Source organism: Staphylococcus nepalensis (assembly GCF_014635045.1).
Lineage (GTDB): Bacteria > Bacillota > Bacilli > Staphylococcales > Staphylococcaceae > Staphylococcus > Staphylococcus nepalensis.
Window position 1 is genome coordinate 58939 of record NZ_BMCF01000002.1, and the last position, 24643, is coordinate 83581.

Sequence of the window (24643 nt, forward strand, 5' to 3'; positions counted from 1 at the left end):
AAATTTTGTTGTTACTTGAGTAGCGTTGGTTTATTCAGCTTTATTTTTATTGCCAAACAGTAAAAACAATAAGATTGTTGATATAATCACTTTTATAATCAATTTCATTTAATCACTTCCTAATCTTTGAAACCATAGTAACATTAAACTGCAGAATATACACAATATTTATCCATAATATTCAATCACTGTTTTAATTATCACTATCAAAATAATTGTTTTTTTCTAAGAATTCTTTGGCTATCATCGCTGGTGCCTTACCTTTGCCATCAGCTTCATAATTAAGCTTTTGCATTTGTTCTGTATTAATTTTATGGTCTAACTTATTGATTAATGCTTTAATCTGTAGACGTTTTTGTAATAATTCATTTGGTGCTACTGCACTTGCATCATATGGAGAAAAAATGTTTGTCATCCTTAAGCACTACTAAATCATATGCTGATATTTTGCCATCTGTTGTATAACCAAGTGCGACATCTAGTTTATTATTTTTTAAAGCGTCATATACAAGGCTGATTTGCATTGGCTTTAAATCGTTAAAACCAAATCCATAATGTGCTTTGAACGGAACATAACCATCGCCGCCTCGTTTAATCCACGTAGTATCTGTACCAACTTTGACTTGATCTTTTACTTTTTTAAACCTGAAATAGAACGTAAATTGTATTTCTTTGCGGTTTCTTTTGTGACTATAAATGCAAAGGTATTTTCAAAACCATAAGAATTAAAGAATCTTTGATTAAATTTTTGGTTGAACAGTTTTTGAGTAACAGATATTGCTCTATTTGTATCTGTAATGGGTTGCTGTTCCAGCACGCCAACCAAATCGGTTCCAGTATAGCGCGTACTTGAAATATTAGCATCCCCATGTATTAAGGCGTAATGCTAGATTGTGGCTGAGTCTACATTATTTATGATTGAAGCACTCATTGTGCTTTGCGTATCATGTTCAATTAAACCTTTGAGCATATAAGCCATGATTTGCGATTCACTCGTAGCTAAAGCGGAAATTTTAACAGAATTTTTAGATTTACCACCCGAGAGGCCGGGCAAATCACAACTTACTAATAATATTGTACTAGTTATTAATAGATAGATAATCCTTTTAAAATAGTTTGTTTTTAAACTCCTTATATCTTAAATAAGTTTTGATACAATATTTTAATGTTAACATAACTATTAATTTTGTATAATAATAACATAATTCATTAACATGTAATAAGCGTACAATCATTGATATACTAAATATAAATTAATAAAAGTAAGGGTGAATAAAATGCGTATAGCTATCATTGGCATGGGAACTGCAGGCGTTAGTTTATTAAAAGAATTAGTGAAATATGATGAGTTCGACCAAATGAAAGTAGATGTTTACGATAATCCTAAAAATATGGGGCAAGGTATACCATTTCAAAATGACAGCGATCAATTGCTTATCAATTTGCCGGCTAAACAAATGTCTCTCAACTTGAAAAATGAACGCGAATTCTATGAATGGTATCAACAACAATCTATATTTAAATTTTCCAATCCAGAATATTTACCTAGATTTATATTTGGCCATTATATGAAAGACTATTTAGAAACATATCATAAACAATATAAAAATATTCAAATGATTAAAAAAGAAGTTTTAGAAGTGTTTATAGATGCAGATATAGGCGAGACAAATATAAAATATGTCGTCTGTACATCTGAAAAACCAGATTGCCAACAACAATACGATATTGTATTTTTAACAGTTGGTACGTTATCGTATCATGATCCTTATCAATTAAAAGGAACGCCGGGATACATACAAACGCCATACCCGACTTATGACACATTGAACGAAGTTGATAGCACAGACAGAATAGCTATTATTGGTACGGGGCTAGCAAGTTTAGATGTTATTCGATTTGTAACTGCGCATCACCCAAATTTACCTATTTCCGTGACTAGCCGAAAAGGTCATTTACCTAGTGTAAGAGGCGATATGCCAGAAATTCAGTTTAAATACGTTACACCTGAAAACTTTAATAAAATCAAAAAAGAAAACTTGGGGAATGTGCCTTTAGAAGATGCTTTAACATTATTTAGAAAAGACTGTACGTATTATGATATTCCAGTAGAAAAATTAGTTCATAGAAGAAAAGGCGACCCTATTGCGGATTTAACATATGATTTAGAACACAAAGAAATATTGGGTAAATTTCAAAGCATTCTTGAATTAGCAAAAGAAAATCTCAATTGGATATGGAATAGTTTTAGTAGAGACGATCAAAAAACTTTTTTACGAAATTACCAATCTATATTAAAAGAGAATTCTAACCCAATGCCTCCACGTACAGCAAGATTAATTATAAACCATATTCAAAACGGACAAATTGAAATAAAAAAAGGGCTAGAAGATGTAAAACATGATGGCCAGCATTTCTGGTTTAAGTATGAAGATGATTTCAAAGCGATTGATAAATTTGATGTTGTAATCAATGCAACGGGTTCAAAATCACATTTGTCAGAGTTAGATAATGATGATCAATTGATTCTAAACTTAGAAAATAGACAAGTTGTTCAGGCACACCCATTAGGCGGCATACAGATTATTCCTGAAACAAATCAAATTATAAGCCCACGGTATGGTACTTTAAAAAACATGTTCGCTTTAGGTCAATTGACAAATGGGATTAATCAATCTCGTAACGGCGTAACAATGATTGTAAAACAAGCTGTTAGTGTGGTAGAAAATTTATTAAACCGCGATCAAAATAAGTGCTAGTCTAAATAATATATGAACTGAAACCTATCTTTACTATTTATATAAATATGTTTAGCGAACACTTGATCATATACATGTGACCTTACTAAATAGTTTGTATTGGTTATTTTAATTATAATACGTAAAAGTAATTTGGCTTTTTAACAGATTAATATTTAAGTAAACACATAAAAGTTTTAATTAGTTTATTAATGATGTTTAACGTTTAGTTGTTTTAATTTTTTATAAAAAAATTTCTTGAAAATCTTGTTGTCACAAGGAATTGAAGTGTTTTCAACAGATAAACAAAACCGACTTAAGTAATAAGAATTGTTTTTTACCATAAAATATAGTACGATAACGTTGTAGCTTTAAAAAGTTACTTGACTCAATCATCAATTACAATTTCATAAATGTTCTTTCGGGGCAGGGTGAAATTCCCAACCGGCAGTAAATAAAGCCTGCGACCTGCATTTGTTTTTACAAATGTGGCTGATCTAGTGAGAATCTAGAGCCGACAGTATAGTCTGGATGGGAGAAAGAATGGAGTATAACAAACAGCACTGCTTAGAGTGTTTATTTAGTGTACATTTTTCTATCATTTGGAAAAGTGTATTTAATGTTAAACAAATCATGTTATATCGAAATATATCCCACACCTGAAAACCATTTCAGGTGTTTTTTATTATTTAGAGGTGATTATTATGAGTCAATATTTAAATTATGCAATTCAATTGGCAAAAATGGTAGACGGTCAAACAGGAATAAATCCGCCTGTTGGTGCTGTTGTAGTTAATCAAGGTAGAATCGTTGGCATAGGTGCCCATTTACAAAAAGGTGATAAACATGCTGAAGTTCAAGCTTTGGACATGGCAAACGAAACAGCTGCAGGTGGCACAATCTATATATCTTTAGAGCCCTGCTCTCATTATGGTTCAACGCCACCATGCGTTAATAAAATTATAGATTTTGGTATTAAACAAGTAGTCTATGCTGTTAAAGATACAACTTTGACATCTAGAGGTGATGAAATCTTACAACATGCTGGAGTCAAAGTGGAATTTCGTCATAAACCTGAAGCAGAAGCCTTATATAAAGACTTTTTTATAACTAAAAGACAAGGTATTCCGGAAGTTACAGTGAAAGTATCTTGTAGTTTAGATGGTAAACAAGCTACTGATAAAGGTGAAAGTAAATGGATTACAAATAAATCAGTCAAAAATGATGTGTTTATGCTTAGACATAAACATGACGCTGTGATAACAGGAACTGGCACATTAAATGCTGATAACCCTCAATATACTACCAGAATAGAAGAAGGTAAGCATCCTATCCGTATTATACTTTCAAAATCAGGTCGAATTGACTTTGATTTAGATATGTTTAACCAATCTAATGTGCCTATTTGGATTTATACAGAACAAGAAAAATTAAAATCAGATATTGAACATGTAGAAGTCATTCATTGTTCAAACTGTTCTCTTGAAAACATTTTAAAAGATTTATATCAAAAAGGGATTGGGCGTGTCTTAGTTGAAGCCGGCCCTACGATTACTTCTGAATTTCTTCAATCTAATTATACGAATGAACTTATCTTATATTATGCCCCGAAAATGATAGGTGGTTCTGGTGATTATCAATTTTTTAAAACAGAAAATGTATTTAATTTATCAGAGGCACCACAATTTGAAATTGTAAATTCTCAAGTGCTTGAGCAAAACATTAAATTAGAATTGCGAAAGAAGTGAATTAATATGTTTACTGGCATTGTGGAAGAAATAGGTACGATTAAAAAAATGACAACCCAGCAATCAATTGTTAATTTAACCATTGATTGTCAGACAATTTTATCTGATATGCATATTGGCGATTCAATCAGTGTGAATGGTGTTTGTTTAACAGTAGTATGTTTTGATAACCAAACATTTTCAGTACAGGTGATTAAAGGCACTGAGAATAAAACATATTTAAACCGGTTGAATCAATCCGACGAAGTGAATTTAGAACGAGCGATGAGTGGTCAAGGAAGATTTGGTGGTCACTTTGTGCTTGGTCACACAGATGAAGTAGCTAAAATCACTAGAATACAGAACTCAGATAATTCTAAAATTGTAACAATTAAACCATCTAAATCCATTATAAATCAAATGGTACAACAAGGTTCTATCACTATAGATGGTGTGAGTTTGACTGTTTTCCAGTTGAAAGAGTCAGAATTTGATATTCACCTTATACCGGAAACAAGAAAATCCACTATATTAAATCAAAAACGTGTTGGTGATCCAGTTCACATAGAAACGGATATGTTATTTAAATATGTAGAAAAAATAGTTGGAAATAATGATTCAGGTTTGAGTTCTGAAAAACTAAAATCTTTTGGGTTCTAGGAGGGGTAATATGCAATTAGATAGTATAGAAAAAGCATTAAAAGCGCTTAAAAATGGCGAAAGTATCATAGTGGTCGATGATGAAAATAGAGAGAATGAAGGAGATTTAGTAGCCATAACAGAATGGATGTATGAGAACACGGTAAATTTTATGGCTAAATATGGCAGAGGACTTATTTGCGCGCCCATAAGTAAAAAAATAGCGCAAGACTTAGAGCTTAATCCAATGGTTAACCATAACTCAGATATTTATGGTACTCAATTTACAGTCAGTATTGATCACATCGATACAACAACTGGTATTAGTGCCGATGAAAGAATGCTTACAGCTAAAGCTTTAATTGATGAGCAAACTAAAGCTAATGATTTTAACAGACCAGGGCATTTATTTCCGCTCATTGCTCAAGATAATGGTGTGTTAGCTAGACGTGGTCATACAGAAGCATCTGTTGATTTAGCTCTTTTAACGGGAGCGAAACCGGCAGCACTCATTTGTGAAATAATGAATGAGGACGGTTCAATGGCTAAAGGAGACGATTTAGAAGCATTTAAAAACAAGCATCAGCTTGTAATGATATCTATTGAAGACTTAGAAAATTACAGAAAAAATACTGATGCGCCGCTTGAAGCTAAAGCTAAAGTACAACTACCTACAGATTACGGTAACTTTGATATGTATGGATTTTCAACTCAAAACAATGAAGAAGAAATAGTAGCCATTGTTAGTGGTGAAATCAAAGAAACCGAAAATGTACGTATCCATTCTGCTTGTTTGACTGGAGATATCTTTCACAGTCAAAGATGTGATTGTGGAGAGCAACTTGCTGCCTCAATGGGATATATTAGTGAAAATGGTGGTATCATTTTATATTTACCCCAAGAAGGCAGAGGCATTGGTTTAATTAATAAATTAAAAGCTTATGAATTGATAGAGCAGGGATATGATACAGTTTCTGCGAATATTGCTTTAGGTTTTGAAGAGGATTTAAGAGATTACCAAAATGCTGCAAAAATCTTAAAGTATTTAGGTGTAAAACGCGTTAATTTATTAAGTAATAACCCTAAAAAATTCGGTAGTTTAGAAAATTATGGCATCGATATTGCCAAAAGAATTGATTTGATAGTTCCTACAAATAAATATAACCAAGATTATATGAAAACAAAAAAAGAAAAAATGGGTCATTTAATATAGGAGGCAAAAAAATGAATTTTGAAGGTAAATTAATAGGATCAAATTTAAAAGTAGCAATTGTAGTAAGTAGATTTAATGATTTCATCACGAATCGTTTGTTAGATGGTGCAAAAGATACCTTAATAAGACACGAAGTTTCGGCTGGAAATATTGATGTGGCATATGTACCAGGTGCTTTTGAAATTCCATTAGTGGCTAAAAAGTTAGCTCAAAAAGGTGAATATGATGTAGTAATCACTTTAGGATGTGTAATCAGAGGATCAACTTCTCACTATGATTACGTGTGTAATGAAGTAGCAAAAGGCGTGTCAAAAGCAAATGATGTAACAGATACACCAGTAATATTTGGAATATTAACGACTGAGAATATTGAACAAGCTGTAGAACGTGCTGGTACTAAAGCTGGAAACAAAGGTTCTGAAGCGGCAGTAAGTGCAATCGAAATGGCTAATTTATTAAGCGAAATATAATCAGCATTAGCATACTTCTATAGTAATAGCGTTTACTAAGACTTCTTATTATGGAACGATATCCCATAAGTTAAGATGAATTTAATTTATAATATAAAAAATGGTGAAAAACTTTTTGAATTTTAAATCCTTTTGTTGTTTTTCATAGGCAAATGTAATTATAACAATATTTAGAACCGAGAGATTTGCTGTTAATACTAAATGAGAGCCTGAGACATAAATGTTTCTGGCTCTCATGCTTGTTAAGCGGCATAAATCATTTTTTTAATACTTTATATATTAATGCACTAGATACGCCAATAGCTGTTAACAAACTGGCTACAAAGCCTGTTTTTTTCAATATTTCAGGTTTCATTAATTCTAAAAACATTAGATTTAAGTTTTGTGGACGTTCTGCTAATCTTCTCATAAAGTAGCTGAACCAATCATCACCATACGGAACATATATACAAAAATGATTTCCTTCACGTGCAAGTAATCCTGCTAAATCTGATCGGAAACCGTACAACATTTGAAATTCGTATTTATCTTTTTCAATATTATTATCTTTAATAAACTGTTTAATATGTGTGATTATTTTATCATCGTGTGTAGCAATAGAAGTGACATTATTAGCGTTTAATAATCTTTTTTTAATTAAACGTATGTAATTTTCGTCAATGTCTTCTTTAGTTTGGTAAGCAATATTTTCATTTTCTTTATATGCACCTTTTACCATACGTAAACGCAGTTCTGGGTATTTATCGATAAGTGCATCTGCTTTATATAAATAAGCTTGAATAACTGTACCTACGTTTTTAAATTCACCTTTTAGTCGATCTAACACTTGAGTAATATCAAATAAGCTATCGTATTTCTCAGTGTCTATATTAATATGCATATTACCAAATTCATTTGCTTTTAGTAATATTTCGCGTAAATTACGATAAGCAAGGTCAATATCAAACTCCGAACCGAGTTGGCTTAGTTTAATAGACATGTGACCATCTAAGCTGTGGTTGTATATTGCATACATCACTTCTAATATTTGGTCTTTGGCCTGTATCGCTTCGCCTTCATTTAAAACAAATTCTCCAAGACAATCCACAGTAACAGTGATTCCTTTGTTATTTAAACGTTCAATTGTGTCTACTAAGTCAGTAATCGTATTTCCAGCAACGACTTTTTTAGCCCCAAACATAGGACCTATTTCCTTAGCTGTTTTATTTAAAAAGGGATTATTAGATAACCCTATAAAAAAATTTTTCACAATTGGCATATTAATTCCTCCCATCCTGCTAATAGCTATGCTTTCAATAATAGTGTAGCATGAATCTAATAGTAATGAAATCGTTTACAATAAAATTTATTATGCTTAATATCACAGACTACACTATCGGATGACTGATTGATATAGTTATAATATTTATTTTTAAAAAAACAATGAACTTAAGACAACATAATTTATGCGTTTAAAATGGCAAACGTGCATCATATTTTGATACAATATATTTAATGAAATTATTGGAGAAGGGGAAGTATGGAATATGTGGAAATGGGAAACTGAAAATGAAGCTAAGGGTGTCATTGTAATTGCCCATAACATGCTCGAACATACAGGAAGATATGCGTATGTAATAACAATGCTACGTAGAAATGGCTATCACGTTATCATGGGTGATTTACCTGGGCAAGGTCAAACTACGCGTTCTAATAAAGGACAAATAGAAAATTTCGAAGTATATCACGAACATGTACTAGAATGGATTAGAATAGCAAATGAATATAAACTTCCAACTTATTTTTTAGGTGTAGGACTTGGCGGACTTATTATTTTAAACTTACTAGAAAAAGTGGAAGTACCTATTGAAGGATTGATGCTTATTTCACCATTGCTGGAATTCAAAAAAAATAATAAAACTAGAAAAGATAAGATATTATCTAATGTAGGTAAATTAACTAAAGACACAAGATTCAAAGTAGGCATAACCGTTGAAGATTTAACACGTAACGATGAGGTAATCGAAGAAGCAAAAGAAGATCAACTCATGTTACAAAAAGTGACATATCATTGGTATAAACAAATCATCGAAATCATGAAAGAAACAGTAACACACTTAAAAGATATTAAGCCACTTCCTGTATTATTAATGTATGGGCTCGAAGACAAAGTGTCTGATATTCCAACTATGCATTTAGTGAAAGATAATATTGAAACTGAAGAATTATATTTTAAAGCTTGGAAGGGTTTATATCATGAAATACATAATGAACCTGAAAGAGACGAAGTAATGCGATATATTTTAGCATTTCTTAATAACAGTACAAGTAATATTGGCTTTATCGTCCATGATGAACACGAGCTTTCATAGAGTGGGAAATTAAAGTGTAAGCAATACAAAGCATGGACGCCATCGTTTTGAAAGACGCTTCTTATAAGAAAACAATAGATGTCAGTAAAAACTTGCAGTATTAATTATAATTAGATATACGATGTAGCATCTTTAACTAGGAGCGAGTCTACGAAACCAAATTTTGGTTTTGTCTCGCTCTTTCTCATTTATAAAACGAGGAAGAAGAAACGGAAATTTTGTGAAATAAATCACAATAAACGATTGCTCTTTAGCGAAGGAAGTGTTATATTTATATTGTGAAATAAATCACAATAAGCGATGATTTACTTTAAATATAAGGAGAGTCATAATATGAAATACAGTAAAGGAAATAAAGTGGTATTAATAGGTGATGGTGCAGTTGGTTCTAGTTATGCGTTTGCATTAGTTTCCCAAGGAATAGCAGATGAATTAGTCATCATTGATTTAGATGAAACAAAAGTACACGGTGATGTTGCAGATTTAAATCACAGTGCACCTTATGGGGGCTCACCTATAAAGATAAAAGCAGGATCTTACAAAGATTGTAGCAACGCAGATTTAATTGTTATTACCGCGGGTGCTGCTCAAAAACCAGGAGAAACACGATTAGATTTAGTGGAAAAAAATACAAGAATATTTAAAGAAATTGTTTCGACTATTATGCAAACAGGATTTAATGGTATTTTTCTAATAGCTACAAATCCAGTAGATGTATTATCATATGTAACGCAAAAAGTATCAGGCTTGCCAAAAGCGCAAGTTATTGGTTCAGGTACAATATTGGATACTGCGCGTTTTAAATATGAACTCGCAAGAGAATTTAATGTATCTCCTTGGAGCGTTGATGCACAAATTATCGGGGAACATGGTGATTCAGAATTAGCTGTGTGGTCACAGGCTAATATTGCAGGCCAATCATTATATGACATTTTAAAAGATAACCCAGACAAACAACATAGAATAGATGAAATATTTATAAATACACGTGATGCAGCATATGACATTATTAAAGCGAAAGGCGCTACTTATTATGGTATCGCTATGGGGTTAATTCGTATTACACAAGCCATTTTAAAAAATCAAAATGTGGTTCTCCCCGTTTCCAGTTATCTAAATGGTGAATATGGTCAAACTGATGTATACATTGGTGTACCAACATTAATCAATAGAAATGGTGCGGTAAAAGTTTATGAAACACAATTAAATAGTAGCGAAAGTAAATTGTTTGAAAATTCTGCCATAATTTTGAAAGAAATGCAAAATAAAATCAACCAACTAATTGCATAATTCATAATTTAATTTTAAACTGTATATAAGATTAATTTTATTGAAAATATCAAAATTTTTTCTGACAGTAATAAATTTTGTAACGAATGATTTTTTTGATGAATTAATTTTACATGTTTAACTTAATATTATGATTGGGGGATATTTCTATGGGGAAGACAATTACTGACATGGTAGATAGTGTCCTTAGATTGGAACATGTACTAAATGATATTGATGATATCTTTGAAAAAGTACAGAAACAATATAAAATGTCGAAAGAAGAAATATTAATTCTTTTAACATTATGGCAAGAAGGATCAATGACTTTAAAGGAAATGGATGATTTTGTACAAATTAAATCTTATAAACGTACAAGAACGTATAACGATTTAGTGGAAAAAGAATGGATCATTAAAGAAAGACCAGTTAATGATGAACGTACAGTAATTATTCATTTCAATGAAGATTTAGAAGCTCAAAGGGAAGCGCTTTTAGATTACTTTAAAGAAGAAATTGATGAAAAATCGTCATCTATTCAATCAAGTCTTAAATCTATCTTAAATTTATAGGGAATAATTAAAGTCTGGAAAACTGTTATTAACCTCAAAAAGTATGGGTATCAACGACTCATACTTAACATAAAAGTACACCTCTATTTCAAAAAGAGGTGTACTTTTATTATGTGTATTATTTTAAATTTCCTAGATAGTTATATGAGGAAAATAGATGGTGTTCTTGTTTTTCTCGTAGAAGTAAGTGAAGATGAAATACGTTTGATATCAAATTAAAATAGCGATGAAGTCATTTAGAGATAAACATGCTTCGTTACATAGATGCTCTGGTAAGCTATTCTAAAATTGTTTTGCGATGGTATCACTTAGACAAATACGTTTCCTGTTCTATATGTTTTTATTTAAATAGTACGTTATCTTTTTTCAATAGCACAAATAAATGGTGGATGATTTTGTTGATTAATAAACTGATACTGCAATATATGTGCTTTATTTTGGTCAAAATGTTGAAGGTAGTTTAATAATGCATCACGTTCTGTTTTACCTTCCTCATGTCCATGGTAAATAACTAAAACGATAATGCCTTCGGGCGCTAATATATCAAATATCGAATTGATAGCAGCTAAGGTACTGTTAGGATTTGTAACGATGGATTTATCTCCTTTAGGTAAATATCCTAAGTTGAAAATAGCTGCGTCAATATGTCCACGTTCCTCTCTTGGAATATATTGTTTTATATTGGCATGGCTATCATGAATTAAATGGACATGTCTAAATGTTTTAGTTTTAGTTTTAGTGTTTTGTATTGCAATGTCCTGAATGTCAAAACCATACACTTTACCATCTGGTACTTGTTGTGCCAAAAATTCAGTATCATTACCATTACCACAAGTAGCATCAATAACAATGCTGTCCGCAGATACATGTTGTTGGATGAGTGTTTTAGAAAATGGTAAAATACGCTCTATTTTCATGATTTGATAATACTTTCATAGTTTTTTCCTTGATAGGAATTTCTTCTAGCTAATTCATCATCGATTTCGTTAAGTACTTCCCATTTGTTAACACTCCACATAGGGCCAACCATTAAATCTATTGGGCCGTCACCAGTGATTCGGTGTACAATCATTTCTTTTGGTAAAATTTCTAGTTGATCGCAAACTAAATTTGTATAGTCGTCTTGTGACATAAATTCAAGCATACCTTTTTCATATTGTTTTACCATTGGAGTACCTTTAAGTAGGTGTAACAAATGTATTTTAATACCTTGAACATCCATTTGTGCAACTTCTTTAGCAGTTTCCATCATCATGTCATAATCTTCTTCAGGCAGCCCATTAATAATATGTGTACACACATTGATGTTATGCTTACGTAGTTTTGCAACACCTTCGTAGTAAGTTTCCATATCATGCGCACGATTAATTAAGTCAGAAGTTTTTTGGTGAACTGTTTGTAGACCTAATTCTACCCACAAATATGTACGTTCATTTAATTCGGCTAAATATTCTACTACATCATCTGGTAAACAGTCTGGGCGTGTTCCTATAGATAAACCTACAACACCAGGTTCTTTTAATGCCGTTTCGTATTTTTCTCGCAAAACTTCTACTGGCGCATGTGTATTTGTAAAAGCTTGAAAATAAGCAATATATTGTCCTTCGTGCCATTTTTCATGCATTCTATCTTTGATTTGTTGAAATTGAACATCTATAGGGTCGACACGGTTACCAGCAAAATCGCCGCTTCCTGCTGCTGAGCAAAATGTACAACCGCCATGAGCAACTGTGCCATCTCTATTCGGACAATCAAATCCTCCATCAATTGCAACTTTGAAGATTTTTTGGCCAAATTTATTTTTTAAATGATAATTCCAAGTATGATATCGTTTGTTTTCGAATGCGTAAGGGAAAAATTGTCCCATATAACATTTTCCTTTCTAAATTCGTTCTAGTTAAAGATTTTAACATATTTTAATGATATAGTGTTTAGAGTAAAAATAGAAATTTAAAATAAGAAAGGAGCTTACGGTTATGAACATGCCAAAATCAGTGTGGTGGTTGGTAATTGGAATGGCATTAAATATCACGGGCTCAAGTTTTTTATGGCCATTAAATACAATTTATATGAATGAGGTATTAGATAAAAGTTTAACAATGGCTGGTTTAGTCTTAATGATTAATTCATTTGGAATGGTGATTGGCAACCTACTCGGAGGTAACCTTTTTGATAAATTAGGCGGCTACCCCACAATTATGATAGGTACTGTTATTTGTTTAAGTAGTACAACGTTATTAAATTTTTTCCATGGATGGCCATGGTATGCTGTTTGGTTAGTTTGTCTTGGGTTTGGCGGCGGAATGATTATTCCTGCTATTTATGCATTAGCAGGTGCGATATGGCCAAAAGGCGGAAGGCAAACTTTTAATGCCATTTATTTAGCACAAAATTTAGGCGTAGCCATTGGTGCAGCTTCCGGTGGCTTTGTTGCTGAATTAAGTTTTAATTATATTTTTATAGCTAATTTATTAATGTATATTGCATTTGCTATAGTCGCTGTAAGTCAGTTTAATATCAAATTAGACGTTAAAGTAAAATCAAATGATGCAATGAGTTTATTATCTAAAGCGTATAGACCTCAGTTTATTGCATTATCTTTAATATGTGTCATGTTTAGTATTTGTTGGATTGCTTACATCCAATGGGAAAGTACAATAGCTTCCTTTACCCAAGTGCTTAATATCTCAATGAGTCAATACAGTCTCTTGTGGACAGTCAATGGTATCATGATATTAGTTGCACAACCGTTAATTATTCCCATTATCAGATTATTGAAAGGTAATTTAAAACATCAAATGTATGTGGGTATAGGTATTTTTATTATCTCTTTCTTTGTGACTAGTTTTGCTGAACAATTTTCTGTATTTATGGTAGGTATGATTATATTAACGTTGGGCGAAATGTTTGTATGGCCAGCAGTACCTACGATTGCTAACCAATTAGCGCCTAAAGGTAAAGAGGGTTCATTCCAAGGCTACGTGAATTCTGCAGCGACTGTAGGTAAGGCATTTGGGCCACTGATTGGTGGTGTAGTTGTTGACATGTTTAATATGCAAGTTATGTTTTTAAGTATGATTTCGCTATTGGCCATTGCTTTAATATTTTTAACTTTCTATGATCGACAACTACCCAAAGATATTTAATTTGATGTTAAGCTTAATATATAGTCCAATTTATGGTTTATGATTAAGTTTGAAAATCTAACACATATGATTTGAAAGCATTTGTGTATAAACAATGGAGAGTATATTAATTATATTTTTATACTTGAAATAAAAGGCTGTATCAAATATCATTAGAAGAGTATAGGAGTAGTAACTTTAAAGCTTTCCCACAGAGAGCTAGGGTGTGGTGAAACCTAGTGTAAAGCCTTAAGTGAACTTACCGTGACTTGAAATGAATTAATGACATCTCTTACTATTAATTAAAATGAGCGCACATTTTGTGAAACAGGGTGGTACCGCGGTGAAAATCGTCCCTATTAAATAATAGTTTGAGGTGTCTTTTATTATTGAATAGGAGGAAATGTTGTGAATTACAATCATAATGAAATTGAAAAAAAATGGCAGGATTATTGGGAAGAATATAAAACATTTAAAACAGAAGATAATTTAGGCCAAAAAAAGTTTTATGCACTTGATATGTTCCCTTACCCGTCTGGGGCCGGGCTTCATGTAGGTCACCCGGAAGGTTACACAGCCACAGATATTATTTCTAGGTATAAGCGTATGCAAGGATATAATGTATTACACCCTATGGGGTGGGATGCTTTTGGTTTGCCTGCTGAACAATATGCGTTAGACACTGGAAATGACCCTCGTGAGTTCACTAAACAAAACATTGAAACATTTAAACGCCAAATTAAAGAATTAGGTTTCAGTTATGATTGGGATAGAGAAGTCAATACGACAGACCCAGAATACTATAAATGGACACAATGGATATTTATTCAATTATATAACAAAGGACTTGCTTATGTAGATGAAGTTGCGGTGAACTGGTGTCCTGCGTTAGGCACTGTACTTTCAAATGAAGAAGTAATTGATGGTGTTTCTGAGCGAGGTGGGCACCCTGTATACAGGAGACCAATGAAGCAATGGGTATTAAGAATTACTGAATATGCAGATCGGTTACTTGAAGATTTAGAGGACTTAGATTGGCCAGAATCTTTAAAAGACATGCAACGTAATTGGATTGGGCGTTCAGAAGGGGCATCAGTATCATTCAATGTAGAAGATAGTAATGATCAAATTGAAGTATTTACCACACGTCCTGATACAATCTATGGTGCTACATTCTTAGTATTAAGTCCAGAACATCAGCTTGTAAATCAAATTACAACTTCAGAAAATCAAGAAAGTGTTGAAAAATATCAACAAGAAGCGGCAATGAAATCAGATTTAGAACGTACGGGTCTTGCTAAAGAAAAATCTGGTGTATTTACTGGAGCTTATGCAATCAACCCATTATCTGGTGAAAAAACACCAATTTGGATAGCAGATTATGTATTATCTTCGTACGGTACTGGCGCAGTGATGGCAGTGCCAAGTGGCGACCAAAGAGACTATGAGTTTGCAAAAGCCTTTGATTTACCAATTACAGAAGTCATTGAGGGTGGAGACTTATCTGAAGCAGCTTATGTTGGTGATGGGCCTCATGTTAATTCAGGTGAATTAAATGGATTATATAATAAAGAAGCAATCGAAAAAGCAATTGAATTGTTAGAACGAAATAATGCGGGTACAAGAAAAATAAACTATAAACTTAGAGATTGGTTGTTTAGCCGTCAACGTTATTGGGGCGAACCAATTCCAGTCATTCATTGGGAAGATGGTACGATGTCAACTGTACCTGAAGATGAATTACCTTTACTTTTACCGGAAACAGATGAAATTAAACCATCAGGAACTGGTGAATCACCGTTAGCTAATATTGATGACTTTGTTAATGTAATAGATGAGGAAACTGGCATGAGAGGTCGACGTGAAACCAATACAATGCCACAATGGGCAGGTAGTTGTTGGTACTATTTAAGATTTATTGATCCGGATAACGAACAAATGTTAGCTGACCCAGAAAAATTAAAACACTGGTTGCCAGTCGATTTATATATTGGCGGCGTAGAACATGCAGTGTTACACTTACTCTATGCAAGATTCTGGCATAAAGTACTGTATGATTTAGGCGTAGTGCCAACGAAAGAACCATTCCAAAAATTATTTAACCAAGGTATGATTCTTGGCGAAGGTAATGAAAAAATGAGTAAATCTAAAGGTAATGTTATTAATCCAGATGATATTATTAAATCTCACGGTGCAGATACATTACGACTATATGAAATGTTTATGGGGCCACTTGATGCTGCCATTGCATGGAGCGAAAAAGGTTTAGACGGCTCAAGACGTTTCTTAGATAGAGTTTGGAGACTTTTAGTTACAGAAGATGGTTTGATTTCTAATAAAGTAGTAAATACAAATAATAAAACTTTAGATAAAAGTTACCATCAAACTGTGAAAAAAGTTTCTGAAGACTTTGATACATTGAATTTTAATACAGCAATTAGTCAGTTGATGGTCTTTATCAACGATTGCTATAAAGTAGACGAAATATATAAACCTTACATTGAAGGATTTATCAAAATGTTAGCACCAATCGCACCACATATTGGTGAAGAATTATGGTCACGTTTAGGACATGAAGAAACAATTACTTACCAACCATGGCCTACATTTGATGAATCATTATTAGTTGACGATGAAGTTGAAATCGTCGTTCAAGTAAATGGTAAAGTTCGTGCTAAAATAGATGTACCTAAAGATGTATCAAAAGAAGAAATGGAAGAAATTGCGTTAGATAACGAAAATATCAAAGATGAAATTGAAGGCAAAGATATTAAAAAAGTAATTGCTGTACCTCAAAAACTTGTTAATATTGTTGCCAAATAACTTAAAAGGGGCATTTATATTATGGAGACAATATCTGTAGATGAATTAAAATCAAAGATTTTAAATTCTAATCCTATTCAAATTATTGATGTGAGAACAGATGAAGAAACTGCGATGGGGGTTATTCCTGAAGCAGAAACAATTCCTATGGATCAAATTCCCGACAATTTAAATCACTTCAATTCAAATGATACGTATTATATTATTTGTAAAGCTGGTGGCAGAAGTGCACAAGTTGTTCAATATTTAGAGCGTAATGGCGTTCATGCGGTAAATGTTGAAGGTGGTATGGATGCTTGGGGAGATGAAGCTTTAGACATTAGAAGCATCTAGCTTTCCAGTCTTTTAATATTCGGATATACCCAATTTGTATTGCGTTTAATACATTGTTCGGTAAGCATAGGTGGATACGTTTTAACTCAATGTGGGTTCATTTAGGATCGTTAATTTTATATTTTAGTATTGTAATGTTGAAATGATGATTAATAAAAATCTCAATATAAATATACCAAGCCCCTCACTATTGCAATAGTGAGGGGCTTTTTTTAGATGTTGGGTTAGTCGCTTATCTATTTATTATAATGAGAATGCGATAAATACGTAAATAGCATCATGAGACCATTATTTATGATTGTCATTGCGGTATGAACAAAGAGGCTAACTACAAAATATACTGCTTCTCTATGTCGACTGATAACTAAAAAACAGGTAAATTTATAATAGCACTTAGATAAAAAAGTTAATCAATTTCAAAAAATATGCTTATATAAAATTTTATAATTTTAATGATCTTTGTTGATGAACAAACTAGGTTATTGTTCTATCTTTTTAATCATGTAGTTAAAGGTTTAAAGTTGAAACTTACTCGCATTAGTGCCTGATATATGACCAGTGACTAAGGCACTAGTAATATTGTAACCTCCAGTATAACCATGAATATCGAGTAGTTCGCCGCACATAAATAAACCTGGTACGTGTTTTGACATCATTGTTTTAGGCTCAATTTCTTTTAGTGAAACGCCACCGCCAGTTACAAAAGCTTTTTCAATTGATAGCGTACCGTTAACTGTAAAGGTAAACGCTTTAAATAAATTTACTAATTTGTTGAATTGTTCGTTTGAAATATGGTGTGCAGTTAATTCCTCTGAAATATTTGCTAATTCTAACATATACAGTAAATAGCGTTCTTCGATAAGACCATGTAAACTATTTTTTACATATTTATCGGGTGTATCTTTTAACAATTTACGTATTTTAGCTTCAACTTGTGCTTGGCTCAAATCAGGAAAAACATCTATTTGCATTTTAATATTTTGCTGTTTTTGATTTTTTTGCTCTTTATATACAAACTGGCTGCATCTTAATGCAGCAGGGCCACTTACCCCAAAATGAGTGAAGATCATATCCATTTGATGCGTAATACGTTTTTTTTCATTTTTTTTCAATACAGATAGTGCTACATTTTTTAAACTTAAGCCTTTTAATCTTCTGTCTTTGATAAATGGTTCAGGAGAAGTGATGGGCACTTCAGTTGGAAATAATTCTGTAATTGTATGGCCTAACTGTTTAGCGAATTTGTAACCATCTCCTGTTGACCCAGTCTTTGGAACGCTTGTGCCACCCGTAGCAATCACTAGGCTATGACTTTCAATTGTTTCTTGGTTATCAGTTGTTATTTTAAAAGTTTGTTTTTGTGTATGTTCGATACCATGTACAACCGTTTCTTGTTTTACAGTTACATTATTTTTTTCTATTGTATGGATCAAAGCATCTACAACATCTTGCGCTTTGTTAGATACTGGAAACATACGACCATGATCTTCTTCTTTTAAAGATACACCCCGGGATTCGAAAAAGTGAATAATAGATTCGTTATCAAATACGGAGAAAGGACTATATAAAAATTTTCCGTTTCCTGGTATATTCTTAATGATTTCTTCATATGGTAAGCGGTTGGTTACATTACACCGGCCGCCACCAGATATTTTTAATTTACGGCCGAGCCCTTTTTTCTTTTCAATGAGCAAGACTTTATCACTGTTTTGACTTGCTGCAGCAGCAGCCATTAAACCGCTAGGGCCGCCACCGATTATGATTGTTTGATACATTTTATTGCCTCGCTTTACTAAATAGTGTTATTTTATAGTTTATAGTAATATAGTTTTGAAAAAAAGTGGTTATAACGTTATTATTGAAGTTATGAGTGTAAAAATTTAATTTGAGATAGGAAGATCTGAATGAGTGAAAGTAAAGAATTAGTTAGGGGTACCTTTTTAATCACCCTTAGTATATTGATTACTAAAGTCTTGGGTGTATTATATATTATTCCATTCTATGCTATTATTGGTGGAGAAGAAAAATTGGCACCTTTTAACTATGCATATACGCCGTATAATATTGCTATTGCAGTTGCGACTGCTGGCGTACCATTAGCGGCATCTAAATATGTATCTAAGTATAATGCTTTAGGTGCATATAAAGTAAGTGAAAAGTTATATAAATCCAGTTTTATCGTTATGACCATTACAGGATTTATAGGATTTTTCATTTTATATTTATTAGCACCGACTATAGCAACAATCACGTTAGCAAATAAATCAGGCGCTAAAGGTGGTTGGTCAGTTGAAGACATTACTTGGATTATTAGAATTATCAGTATGGTTGTTATATTTATACCATTACTTGCGACATGGCGTGGCGTGTTCCAAGGTTATAAATCAATGGGCCCAACGGCAGTGTCGGAAGTTATTGAACAAATTGCACGTATTTTATTTATTTTAATTGGAAGTTATCTAGTGCTCAATGTCTTTAATGGCAGTGTTTTACAAGCCAATGGTATTGCGACATTTGCTGCAGCAATAGGTGCCGTAGCGGGTATTTTCACATTATGGTATTATTGGAAAAAAAGAAAACCTAATATTGAAAAGATGGTTGCAACGGATGTTTCAGGTATCAATGTATCATATGGAAAGATGTATAAAGAAATTATTTCATATAGTATTCCATTTGTTATTGTTAGCTTGAACTTTCCATTATTTAATTTAGTCGATCAATTTACACATAATGGCGCGTTAGATTTAGCAGGCGTACCTAGCCGTCTACATGACTATTTCTTTACAATTTTAAATATGACAACTAATAAAATAGTGATGATTCCAACGTCACTATCAGCTGGCTTTGCAGTAAGCTTAATTCCATTCATTACCAAAACATATGAATCAGGCGAGTTAAGTGAAATGCATAGACAAATTAGAACATCTTTAGGTGTTTTGATGTACATTACGGTGCCAGCAAGTTTAGGAATTATGGCTTTAGCATTACCATTATACACCGTGTTTTATAGTTATAATATAGATGGTAGTCAGTTATTATTCTACTATGCACCTGTGGCTATTTTGATTGGATTGTTAAGCGTAACCGCATCTATGCTACAAGGTATAGATAAACAGAAATTAACTGTATTTGTTATTTTAGTAGCAGTTGTCTTAAAGGTTGTTTTAAATACGCCGCTTATTATGGCATTCCACACGGCTGGCGCAATTTTAAGCACGGCGATTGCGTTACTATTTGCTGTTTTATGTAACTTTTATATACTTAAAAAATATGCAAATTTTGATTTTTCAGAGACATGGTTACACTTCTGTAAAATATTCTTATATGGTTTAATTATGATGGTTGCAGTCGAATTGTCATCATTTTTATTACAAATGTTTATTTCACCAGAAACTAAATTTGGTGCATTAAGTATTTTAATTATCAGTGTTATAATTGGTATGTTAGTTTACGGAGGTATCACGATGAAGACGAAATTAGCTGATCAATTTTTAGGTGAGATTCCTAATAAAGTTAGACGCAAATTAGGTATTATAAAATGAGAATAGATAAATTTTTAGCGAATATGGGCGTGGGTACGCGTACAGAAGTTAAACAATTATTAAAAAGCGGTAGCGTTTTTATTAATGAACAAAAAGAAAAATCACCCAAAAAACAAATTGACCCTAACAATGATATAATCAAAATAAATAATGAGATTATACAATATATAGATAAAGTTTATCTCATGCTGAATAAACCCAAAGGATATATTTCTGCGACAGCAGATAATCAACATCAAACAGTGATAGAATTAGTGAAATCTTATCAGTTTTTAGAAATTTTCCCAGTAGGTCGTCTCGATAAAGATACAGAAGGATTATTATTAATCACTAATGATGGTGCATTTAATCATGAACTTATGAGCCCTACAAAGCATGTTTCTAAAACGTACGAAGTTATTTCTGAAAAAAATATTACAAATAATGATATAAATTCATTCAAAATGGGTATTGAATTGAATGAGGGATTGGCGATGCCTGCAACTTTAGTGAAAAGTGATGAACCATACAAATCATTTGTCACAATTTATGAAGGAAGGTATCATCAAGTTAAGCGCATGTTTCATGCTATAGATAACGAAGTGCTTGCATTGAAACGTGTGAGCATTGGTGAGTTAAAACTTGATGAATCATTGGGTCCAGGTGAATATCGTCATCTAACGCAACAAGATTTTAAACAATTAGGATTAAATTTATAAAGAGGTGTTATTATGTCAAAATTACTAAAAGCAATTATAGGTGTCGGAGGAGCAGCTGCTGCAGTTGTGCTTTCTAAAAAAGAAAATAGAGATAAATTGAAAGATGAGTATAGCAAATACAAGTCAAATCCTGAATCATATAAACAAAACGCTAAAGATATCGCTAGCCAAATAAGTTCAAAAGCCGGGGAAACTTATAACGAAGTGAAACAAGACCCGAAAGGTTATGCGTCAAGAGTGAAACAAGATCCGAAAGGGTTTATAAATGAACAAAAAGACCGTTTTAAAGGTGTTAATGAAAAAGAAGAAGAACACGTAGAAGAAGCTAGATTTACGGATGAAGGTGCAGCAGATCCTTCAAACAATTTGCGTGTAGTTACAGAAGAAGAACTTAAAAATAATAAAAATAAATAATTGTTTATAAAATGTGTAGATTAAGCTACGGATAGACCCACATATTTCTAAAATGGTGGCGTTACCCCGCAAAGGTTAGAAATACTATCTTCATAAATGATTATATAAGCCTGGGACATTTTTATGTCTCAGGTTTTTTAATCTTAATACAGAGTATAAAACCATTCATATAGTGGTATTTAACTGTTTTTCAATAATGATTACAGTTAAAAATTTTAAATATAAGTTACATCTCACTGTAGTTTCTATACTACTTCATGTAAAATATTAAATATATAAGTAATGAGAAGGAAGTTGATTCTAAATGTGGAAAGATAAAGTTAAAGCATACGAAGAACATATTATAGAAGATTTGAAAGGTTTATTATCTATTGAGAGTGTAAGAGATGATAACAAAGCTTCGTCTGATAATCCAGTCGGACCAGGACCGCGGAAAGCATTAGATTATATGTACCAAATTGCTGAGCGTGATGGATTTAATACACATGACGTAGACCATATTGCGGGTCGTATAGAATCCGGAAAAGGCGAAGATGTTATGGGTATTTTATGTCACGTAGACGTGGTGCCAGCTGGCGATGGTTGGGATTCTAATCCATTCGAACCGGTTGTAACTGAGGATAAAGTTATCGCGAGAGGTACGCTTGATGATAAGGGGCCTACCATTGCTGCTTATTATGCAGTCAAAATATTAAATGATATGAAAGTAAACTGGAAAAAGCGTATACATATCATCATAGGTACGGATGAAGAATCAGATTGGCAATGTACAGATCGCTATTTCAAAACGGAAGAAATGCCTACATTAGGTTTTGCCCCTGATGCGGAATTCCCAGCTATCCACGGGGAAAAAGGTATTAGCACTTTCGATGTAGTACAAAATGAAAAAGCAGAAGATAAAGATGAGCCTGAATATGAATTAATTTCATTTACTTCTGGGCAACGTTACAACATGGTTCCTGATGAAGCAAATGCTAAATTAGCGGTTAAAGAAAATATGACAGACGTTATTCAAAATTTCGAACAATATTTATCTGAAAATCAAGTAGATGGTGAAAGCGTCGTTGATAGTGGTGTGTTAGTCCTTAAAACCTATGGTAAAGCAGTGCATGGTATGGATCCGTCTATTGGTGTGAACGCAGGATTGCACTTATTGAACTTCTTATCTAAGCTTGGTTTAGATAAAACAGCTGCCAACTTTACTCAATTTAGCGAACAATATCTATTTAATTCTCACTTTGGCGAAAAAATGGGGATGAAATTCCATACTGATGTGATGGGTGATGTTACAACTAATATTGGTATTATTTCTTACGATAACCAAAATGGAGGCAGATTTGGTATTAATTTAAGATACCCTCATGGTTTTGAATTTGAAGAAGCAATGACTCGATTTAAAGGTGAAATCGAAAAAAACGGTTTTTCTATTGAATTAGGTAAGAATCAAACACCTCACTATGTAGATAAAAATGATCCATTTGTACAAACATTAGTGAAAGCATACCGTAACCAAACAGGTGATCCAACAGAACCATACACTATTGGTGGCGGAACTTACGCACGTAATCTTGATAAAGGTGTTGCATTTGGTGCAATGTTTAACGATTCAGAAGATTTAATGCACCAAAAAAATGAATATATTACGAAAAAACAATTGTTTGATGCAACGAGTATTTATTTAGAAGCTTTATATACATTGTGCGTGGAGGAATAATTATGACTAAAGTATTGATTAACGAACATTTAGTAGATGAACAAGACGCAAGAGTCCCTTACAACGACAGAGGCTATGTTTTCGGCGACGGTATATATGAATATATCAGAACTTATAATAATAATATTTTTACTGCAAAACCACATTTTGAAAGACTGTTAAGAAGTGCTAAAGAGATTGGTTTAGATTTGAAATACAACGTAGATGAACTTACAGAATTAGTACAAGAATTATTAGCAGCTAACGGCGTAGTTAACGGTGGTGTGTACATTCAAGTTACGCGTGGTGCTGCCCCAAGAGATCATGCGTTTCCGACGCCATCAGTAGAAGCCAATGTAATGGCATTTACAAAAACATATGAACGTCCATATAAACTATTAGAAGAAGGCATTAATGCTATAACAATAGAAGATATTCGTTGGTTGAGATGTGATATTAAAAGCTTGAATTTATTGGGTAATGTGCTAGCTAAAGAAAGCGCCGTTAAATATAATGCTCAAGAAGCTATCCAGCATCGTGGCGATATCGTTACTGAAGGGTCATCGAGTAATGTATATGCAATTAAAGGTGGGGAAATATACACGCATCCTGTAAATAACTATATATTAAATGGCATTACGCGAATGGTAATTAAAGATATTGCAGAAGCCAAAGGCATTCCATTTAATGAAGGCACTTTCACTGTGGATTTTTTAAGAAATGCGGATGAAATTATCGTATCAAGTACTTCAATTGAAGTAATGCCTGTAATTAAATTAGATGGTGAATTCGTAGGTGAGGGAAAAGTCGGCCCAATAACTAAATCATTACAAGAAGGATTTAACAGATACATTGATGCAGATAGTTAATATTTTCCAAAAAAGGAAATAAAATGTAACATCTATTGAAACTAAATTATGTTATAATGCTTACTGAGCCGATTAATAAAATTCCTGAAAATGTTCGTAGTAAAATGTGACTTTTTGTTTCTCATTATTGGTTGAAATAAACGTCTAAACATTATAAAATCTTTTAT

Annotated in this window: 20 protein-coding genes, 1 pseudogene, 1 riboswitch and 1 other annotated feature; of the genes and pseudogenes, 16 read left to right on the top strand and 5 right to left on the bottom strand. The window is 32.6% G+C overall.

All coding sequences use genetic code 11. The annotated features are described in order from the left end of the window. Positions 1 to 193 precede the first annotated feature (193 nt). A pseudogene (locus IEU88_RS03420) lies at positions 194 to 1135 on the bottom strand (osmoprotectant ABC transporter substrate-binding protein). A gap of 142 nt (positions 1136 to 1277) precedes the next feature. Here IEU88_RS03420 and IEU88_RS03425 point away from each other — a divergent pair. From IEU88_RS03425 to ribH, 5 genes are all read left to right on the top strand, one after another. Continuing rightward, a complete protein-coding gene (locus tag IEU88_RS03425; RefSeq protein ID WP_096809078.1) occupies positions 1278 to 2759 on the top strand; it encodes an FAD/NAD(P)-binding protein in 1482 nt (493 codons plus the stop codon). A 392-nt stretch (positions 2760 to 3151) separates the two neighbouring features. Beyond that, positions 3152 to 3285, top strand: a riboswitch (FMN riboswitch). Between the two features lie 157 nt (positions 3286 to 3442). Next, positions 3443 to 4486 (top strand): bifunctional diaminohydroxyphosphoribosylaminopyrimidine deaminase/5-amino-6-(5-phosphoribosylamino)uracil reductase RibD, encoded by a 1044-nt coding sequence (ribD, locus tag IEU88_RS03430; RefSeq protein ID WP_096809080.1) that lies wholly within the window; start codon positions 3443 to 3445, stop codon positions 4484 to 4486. Positions 4487 to 4492: 6 nt separating this feature from the next. Next, a complete protein-coding gene (locus IEU88_RS03435; protein WP_096809082.1) occupies positions 4493 to 5125 on the top strand; it encodes a riboflavin synthase in 633 nt (210 codons plus the stop codon). A gap of 10 nt (positions 5126 to 5135) precedes the next feature. Next, positions 5136 to 6317 carry a 3,4-dihydroxy-2-butanone-4-phosphate synthase gene (ribB, locus tag IEU88_RS03440; protein ID WP_103373561.1) on the top strand — a complete coding sequence of 394 codons (1182 nt, stop codon included), beginning with the start codon at positions 5136 to 5138 and terminating at the stop codon, positions 6315 to 6317. An 11-nt stretch (positions 6318 to 6328) separates the two neighbouring features. Further along, a complete protein-coding gene (ribH, locus tag IEU88_RS03445; protein ID WP_103373560.1) occupies positions 6329 to 6787 on the top strand; it encodes a 6,7-dimethyl-8-ribityllumazine synthase in 459 nt (152 codons plus the stop codon). A 256-nt stretch (positions 6788 to 7043) separates the two neighbouring features. Here the strand turns inward: ribH and IEU88_RS03450 are convergent, their stop codons facing one another. Beyond that, positions 7044 to 8045: a proline dehydrogenase family protein gene (locus IEU88_RS03450; RefSeq protein WP_096809088.1), complete on the bottom strand. Its 1002-nt coding sequence runs from the start codon at positions 8043 to 8045 to the stop codon at positions 7044 to 7046. Between the two features lie 268 nt (positions 8046 to 8313). On the opposite strand from IEU88_RS03450, the gene IEU88_RS03455 reads away from it, so the two are divergent. The 3 genes from IEU88_RS03455 to IEU88_RS03465 all read left to right on the top strand — a co-directional run bounded on the left by IEU88_RS03455 (position 8314) and on the right by IEU88_RS03465 (position 10979). Next, a complete protein-coding gene (locus IEU88_RS03455; protein ID WP_096823781.1) occupies positions 8314 to 9138 on the top strand; it encodes an alpha/beta fold hydrolase in 825 nt (274 codons plus the stop codon). 333 nt (positions 9139 to 9471) lie between these two features. After that, positions 9472 to 10428, top strand: coding sequence for an L-lactate dehydrogenase (locus IEU88_RS03460; protein WP_103373559.1), 957 nt, complete (start codon positions 9472 to 9474; stop codon positions 10426 to 10428). A 149-nt stretch (positions 10429 to 10577) separates the two neighbouring features. Then, positions 10578 to 10979, top strand: coding sequence for a transcriptional regulator, SarA/Rot family (locus IEU88_RS03465; RefSeq protein ID WP_103373558.1), 402 nt, complete (start codon positions 10578 to 10580; stop codon positions 10977 to 10979). Positions 10980 to 11335: 356 nt separating this feature from the next. Here the strand turns inward: IEU88_RS03465 and mnmM are convergent, their stop codons facing one another. Together mnmM and mnmL are read right to left on the bottom strand one after the other, a co-directional pair. After that, entirely contained in the window at positions 11336 to 11896 is a 561-nt protein-coding gene (mnmM, locus tag IEU88_RS03470) for a tRNA 5-(aminomethyl)-2-thiouridylate-methyltransferase MnmM (RefSeq protein ID WP_096809097.1), read from the bottom strand. Next, positions 11893 to 12846 (bottom strand): tRNA modification radical SAM protein MnmL/YtqA, encoded by a 954-nt coding sequence (gene mnmL, locus IEU88_RS03475; protein ID WP_096809098.1) that lies wholly within the window; start codon positions 12844 to 12846, stop codon positions 11893 to 11895. Before mnmL ends, mnmM begins: the two co-directional genes overlap by 4 nt. Positions 12847 to 12955: 109 nt before the next feature. On the opposite strand from mnmL, the gene IEU88_RS03480 reads away from it, so the two are divergent. The 3 genes from IEU88_RS03480 (at position 12956) to IEU88_RS03490 (ending at position 17260) form a co-directional block, all read left to right on the top strand. Next, positions 12956 to 14125 carry an MDR family MFS transporter gene (locus IEU88_RS03480; protein WP_096809100.1) on the top strand — a complete coding sequence of 390 codons (1170 nt, stop codon included), beginning with the start codon at positions 12956 to 12958 and terminating at the stop codon, positions 14123 to 14125. 154 nt (positions 14126 to 14279) lie between these two features. Next, positions 14280 to 14465 (top strand) — a binding site (T-box leader). Between the two features lie 47 nt (positions 14466 to 14512). Then, on the top strand, positions 14513 to 16927 hold the full coding sequence (leuS, locus tag IEU88_RS03485) for a leucine--tRNA ligase (protein WP_103373557.1): 2415 nt from the start codon (positions 14513 to 14515) through the stop codon (positions 16925 to 16927). A 21-nt stretch (positions 16928 to 16948) separates the two neighbouring features. Continuing rightward, positions 16949 to 17260, top strand: a complete 312-nt coding sequence (locus tag IEU88_RS03490) for a rhodanese-like domain-containing protein (RefSeq protein ID WP_096809103.1) — start codon at positions 16949 to 16951, stop codon at positions 17258 to 17260. Positions 17261 to 17775: 515 nt separating this feature from the next. Here IEU88_RS03490 and IEU88_RS03495 read toward each other — a convergent pair. Then, a complete protein-coding gene (locus IEU88_RS03495) occupies positions 17776 to 19035 on the bottom strand; it encodes a BaiN/RdsA family NAD(P)/FAD-dependent oxidoreductase (RefSeq protein ID WP_103373556.1) in 1260 nt (419 codons plus the stop codon). 129 nt (positions 19036 to 19164) lie between these two features. On the opposite strand from IEU88_RS03495, the gene IEU88_RS03500 reads away from it, so the two are divergent. From IEU88_RS03500 to dat, 5 genes are all read left to right on the top strand, one after another. Beyond that, complete coding sequence (locus tag IEU88_RS03500) at positions 19165 to 20802, top strand: putative polysaccharide biosynthesis protein (protein WP_096809107.1); 1638 nt, start codon at positions 19165 to 19167, stop codon at positions 20800 to 20802. Further along, positions 20799 to 21500 carry a pseudouridine synthase gene (locus tag IEU88_RS03505; protein ID WP_096809110.1) on the top strand — a complete coding sequence of 234 codons (702 nt, stop codon included), beginning with the start codon at positions 20799 to 20801 and terminating at the stop codon, positions 21498 to 21500. The genes IEU88_RS03500 and IEU88_RS03505 overlap by 4 nt, the downstream gene beginning before the upstream one ends. A gap of 12 nt (positions 21501 to 21512) precedes the next feature. Beyond that, a complete protein-coding gene (locus IEU88_RS03510) occupies positions 21513 to 21914 on the top strand; it encodes a YtxH domain-containing protein (RefSeq protein WP_096809112.1) in 402 nt (133 codons plus the stop codon). Positions 21915 to 22218: 304 nt separating this feature from the next. Further along, entirely contained in the window at positions 22219 to 23628 is a 1410-nt protein-coding gene (gene pepV, locus IEU88_RS03515) for a dipeptidase PepV (protein WP_103373267.1), read from the top strand. 2 nt (positions 23629 to 23630) lie between these two features. After that, on the top strand, positions 23631 to 24476 hold the full coding sequence (dat, locus tag IEU88_RS03520; protein ID WP_103373268.1) for a D-amino-acid transaminase: 846 nt from the start codon (positions 23631 to 23633) through the stop codon (positions 24474 to 24476). Positions 24477 to 24643 lie beyond the last annotated feature (167 nt).

Bases quoted from the DNA above. Each gene is read 5' to 3' on its own strand.
- IEU88_RS03425 (WP_096809078.1), top strand. From the start codon at position 1,278: ATGCGTATAGCTATCATTGGCATGGGAACTGCAGGCGTTAGTTTATTA.
- ribD (WP_096809080.1), top strand. From the start codon at position 3,443: ATGAGTCAATATTTAAATTATGCAATTCAATTGGCAAAAATGGTAGAC.
- IEU88_RS03435 (WP_096809082.1), top strand. From the start codon at position 4,493: ATGTTTACTGGCATTGTGGAAGAAATAGGTACGATTAAAAAAATGACA.
- ribB (WP_103373561.1), top strand. From the start codon at position 5,136: ATGCAATTAGATAGTATAGAAAAAGCATTAAAAGCGCTTAAAAATGGC.
- ribH (WP_103373560.1), top strand. From the start codon at position 6,329: ATGAATTTTGAAGGTAAATTAATAGGATCAAATTTAAAAGTAGCAATT.
- IEU88_RS03450 (WP_096809088.1), bottom strand. From the start codon at position 8,045: ATGCCAATTGTGAAAAATTTTTTTATAGGGTTATCTAATAATCCCTTT.
- IEU88_RS03455 (WP_096823781.1), top strand. From the start codon at position 8,314: ATGTGGAAATGGGAAACTGAAAATGAAGCTAAGGGTGTCATTGTAATT.
- IEU88_RS03460 (WP_103373559.1), top strand. From the start codon at position 9,472: ATGAAATACAGTAAAGGAAATAAAGTGGTATTAATAGGTGATGGTGCA.
- IEU88_RS03465 (WP_103373558.1), top strand. From the start codon at position 10,578: ATGGGGAAGACAATTACTGACATGGTAGATAGTGTCCTTAGATTGGAA.
- mnmM (WP_096809097.1), bottom strand. From the start codon at position 11,896: ATGAAAATAGAGCGTATTTTACCATTTTCTAAAACACTCATCCAACAA.
- mnmL (WP_096809098.1), bottom strand. From the start codon at position 12,846: ATGGGACAATTTTTCCCTTACGCATTCGAAAACAAACGATATCATACT.
- IEU88_RS03480 (WP_096809100.1), top strand. From the start codon at position 12,956: ATGAACATGCCAAAATCAGTGTGGTGGTTGGTAATTGGAATGGCATTA.
- IEU88_RS03490 (WP_096809103.1), top strand. From the start codon at position 16,949: ATGGAGACAATATCTGTAGATGAATTAAAATCAAAGATTTTAAATTCT.
- IEU88_RS03495 (WP_103373556.1), bottom strand. From the start codon at position 19,035: ATGTATCAAACAATCATAATCGGTGGCGGCCCTAGCGGTTTAATGGCT.
- IEU88_RS03500 (WP_096809107.1), top strand. From the start codon at position 19,165: ATGAGTGAAAGTAAAGAATTAGTTAGGGGTACCTTTTTAATCACCCTT.
- IEU88_RS03505 (WP_096809110.1), top strand. From the start codon at position 20,799: ATGAGAATAGATAAATTTTTAGCGAATATGGGCGTGGGTACGCGTACA.
- IEU88_RS03510 (WP_096809112.1), top strand. From the start codon at position 21,513: ATGTCAAAATTACTAAAAGCAATTATAGGTGTCGGAGGAGCAGCTGCT.
- pepV (WP_103373267.1), top strand. From the start codon at position 22,219: ATGTGGAAAGATAAAGTTAAAGCATACGAAGAACATATTATAGAAGAT.
- dat (WP_103373268.1), top strand. From the start codon at position 23,631: ATGACTAAAGTATTGATTAACGAACATTTAGTAGATGAACAAGACGCA.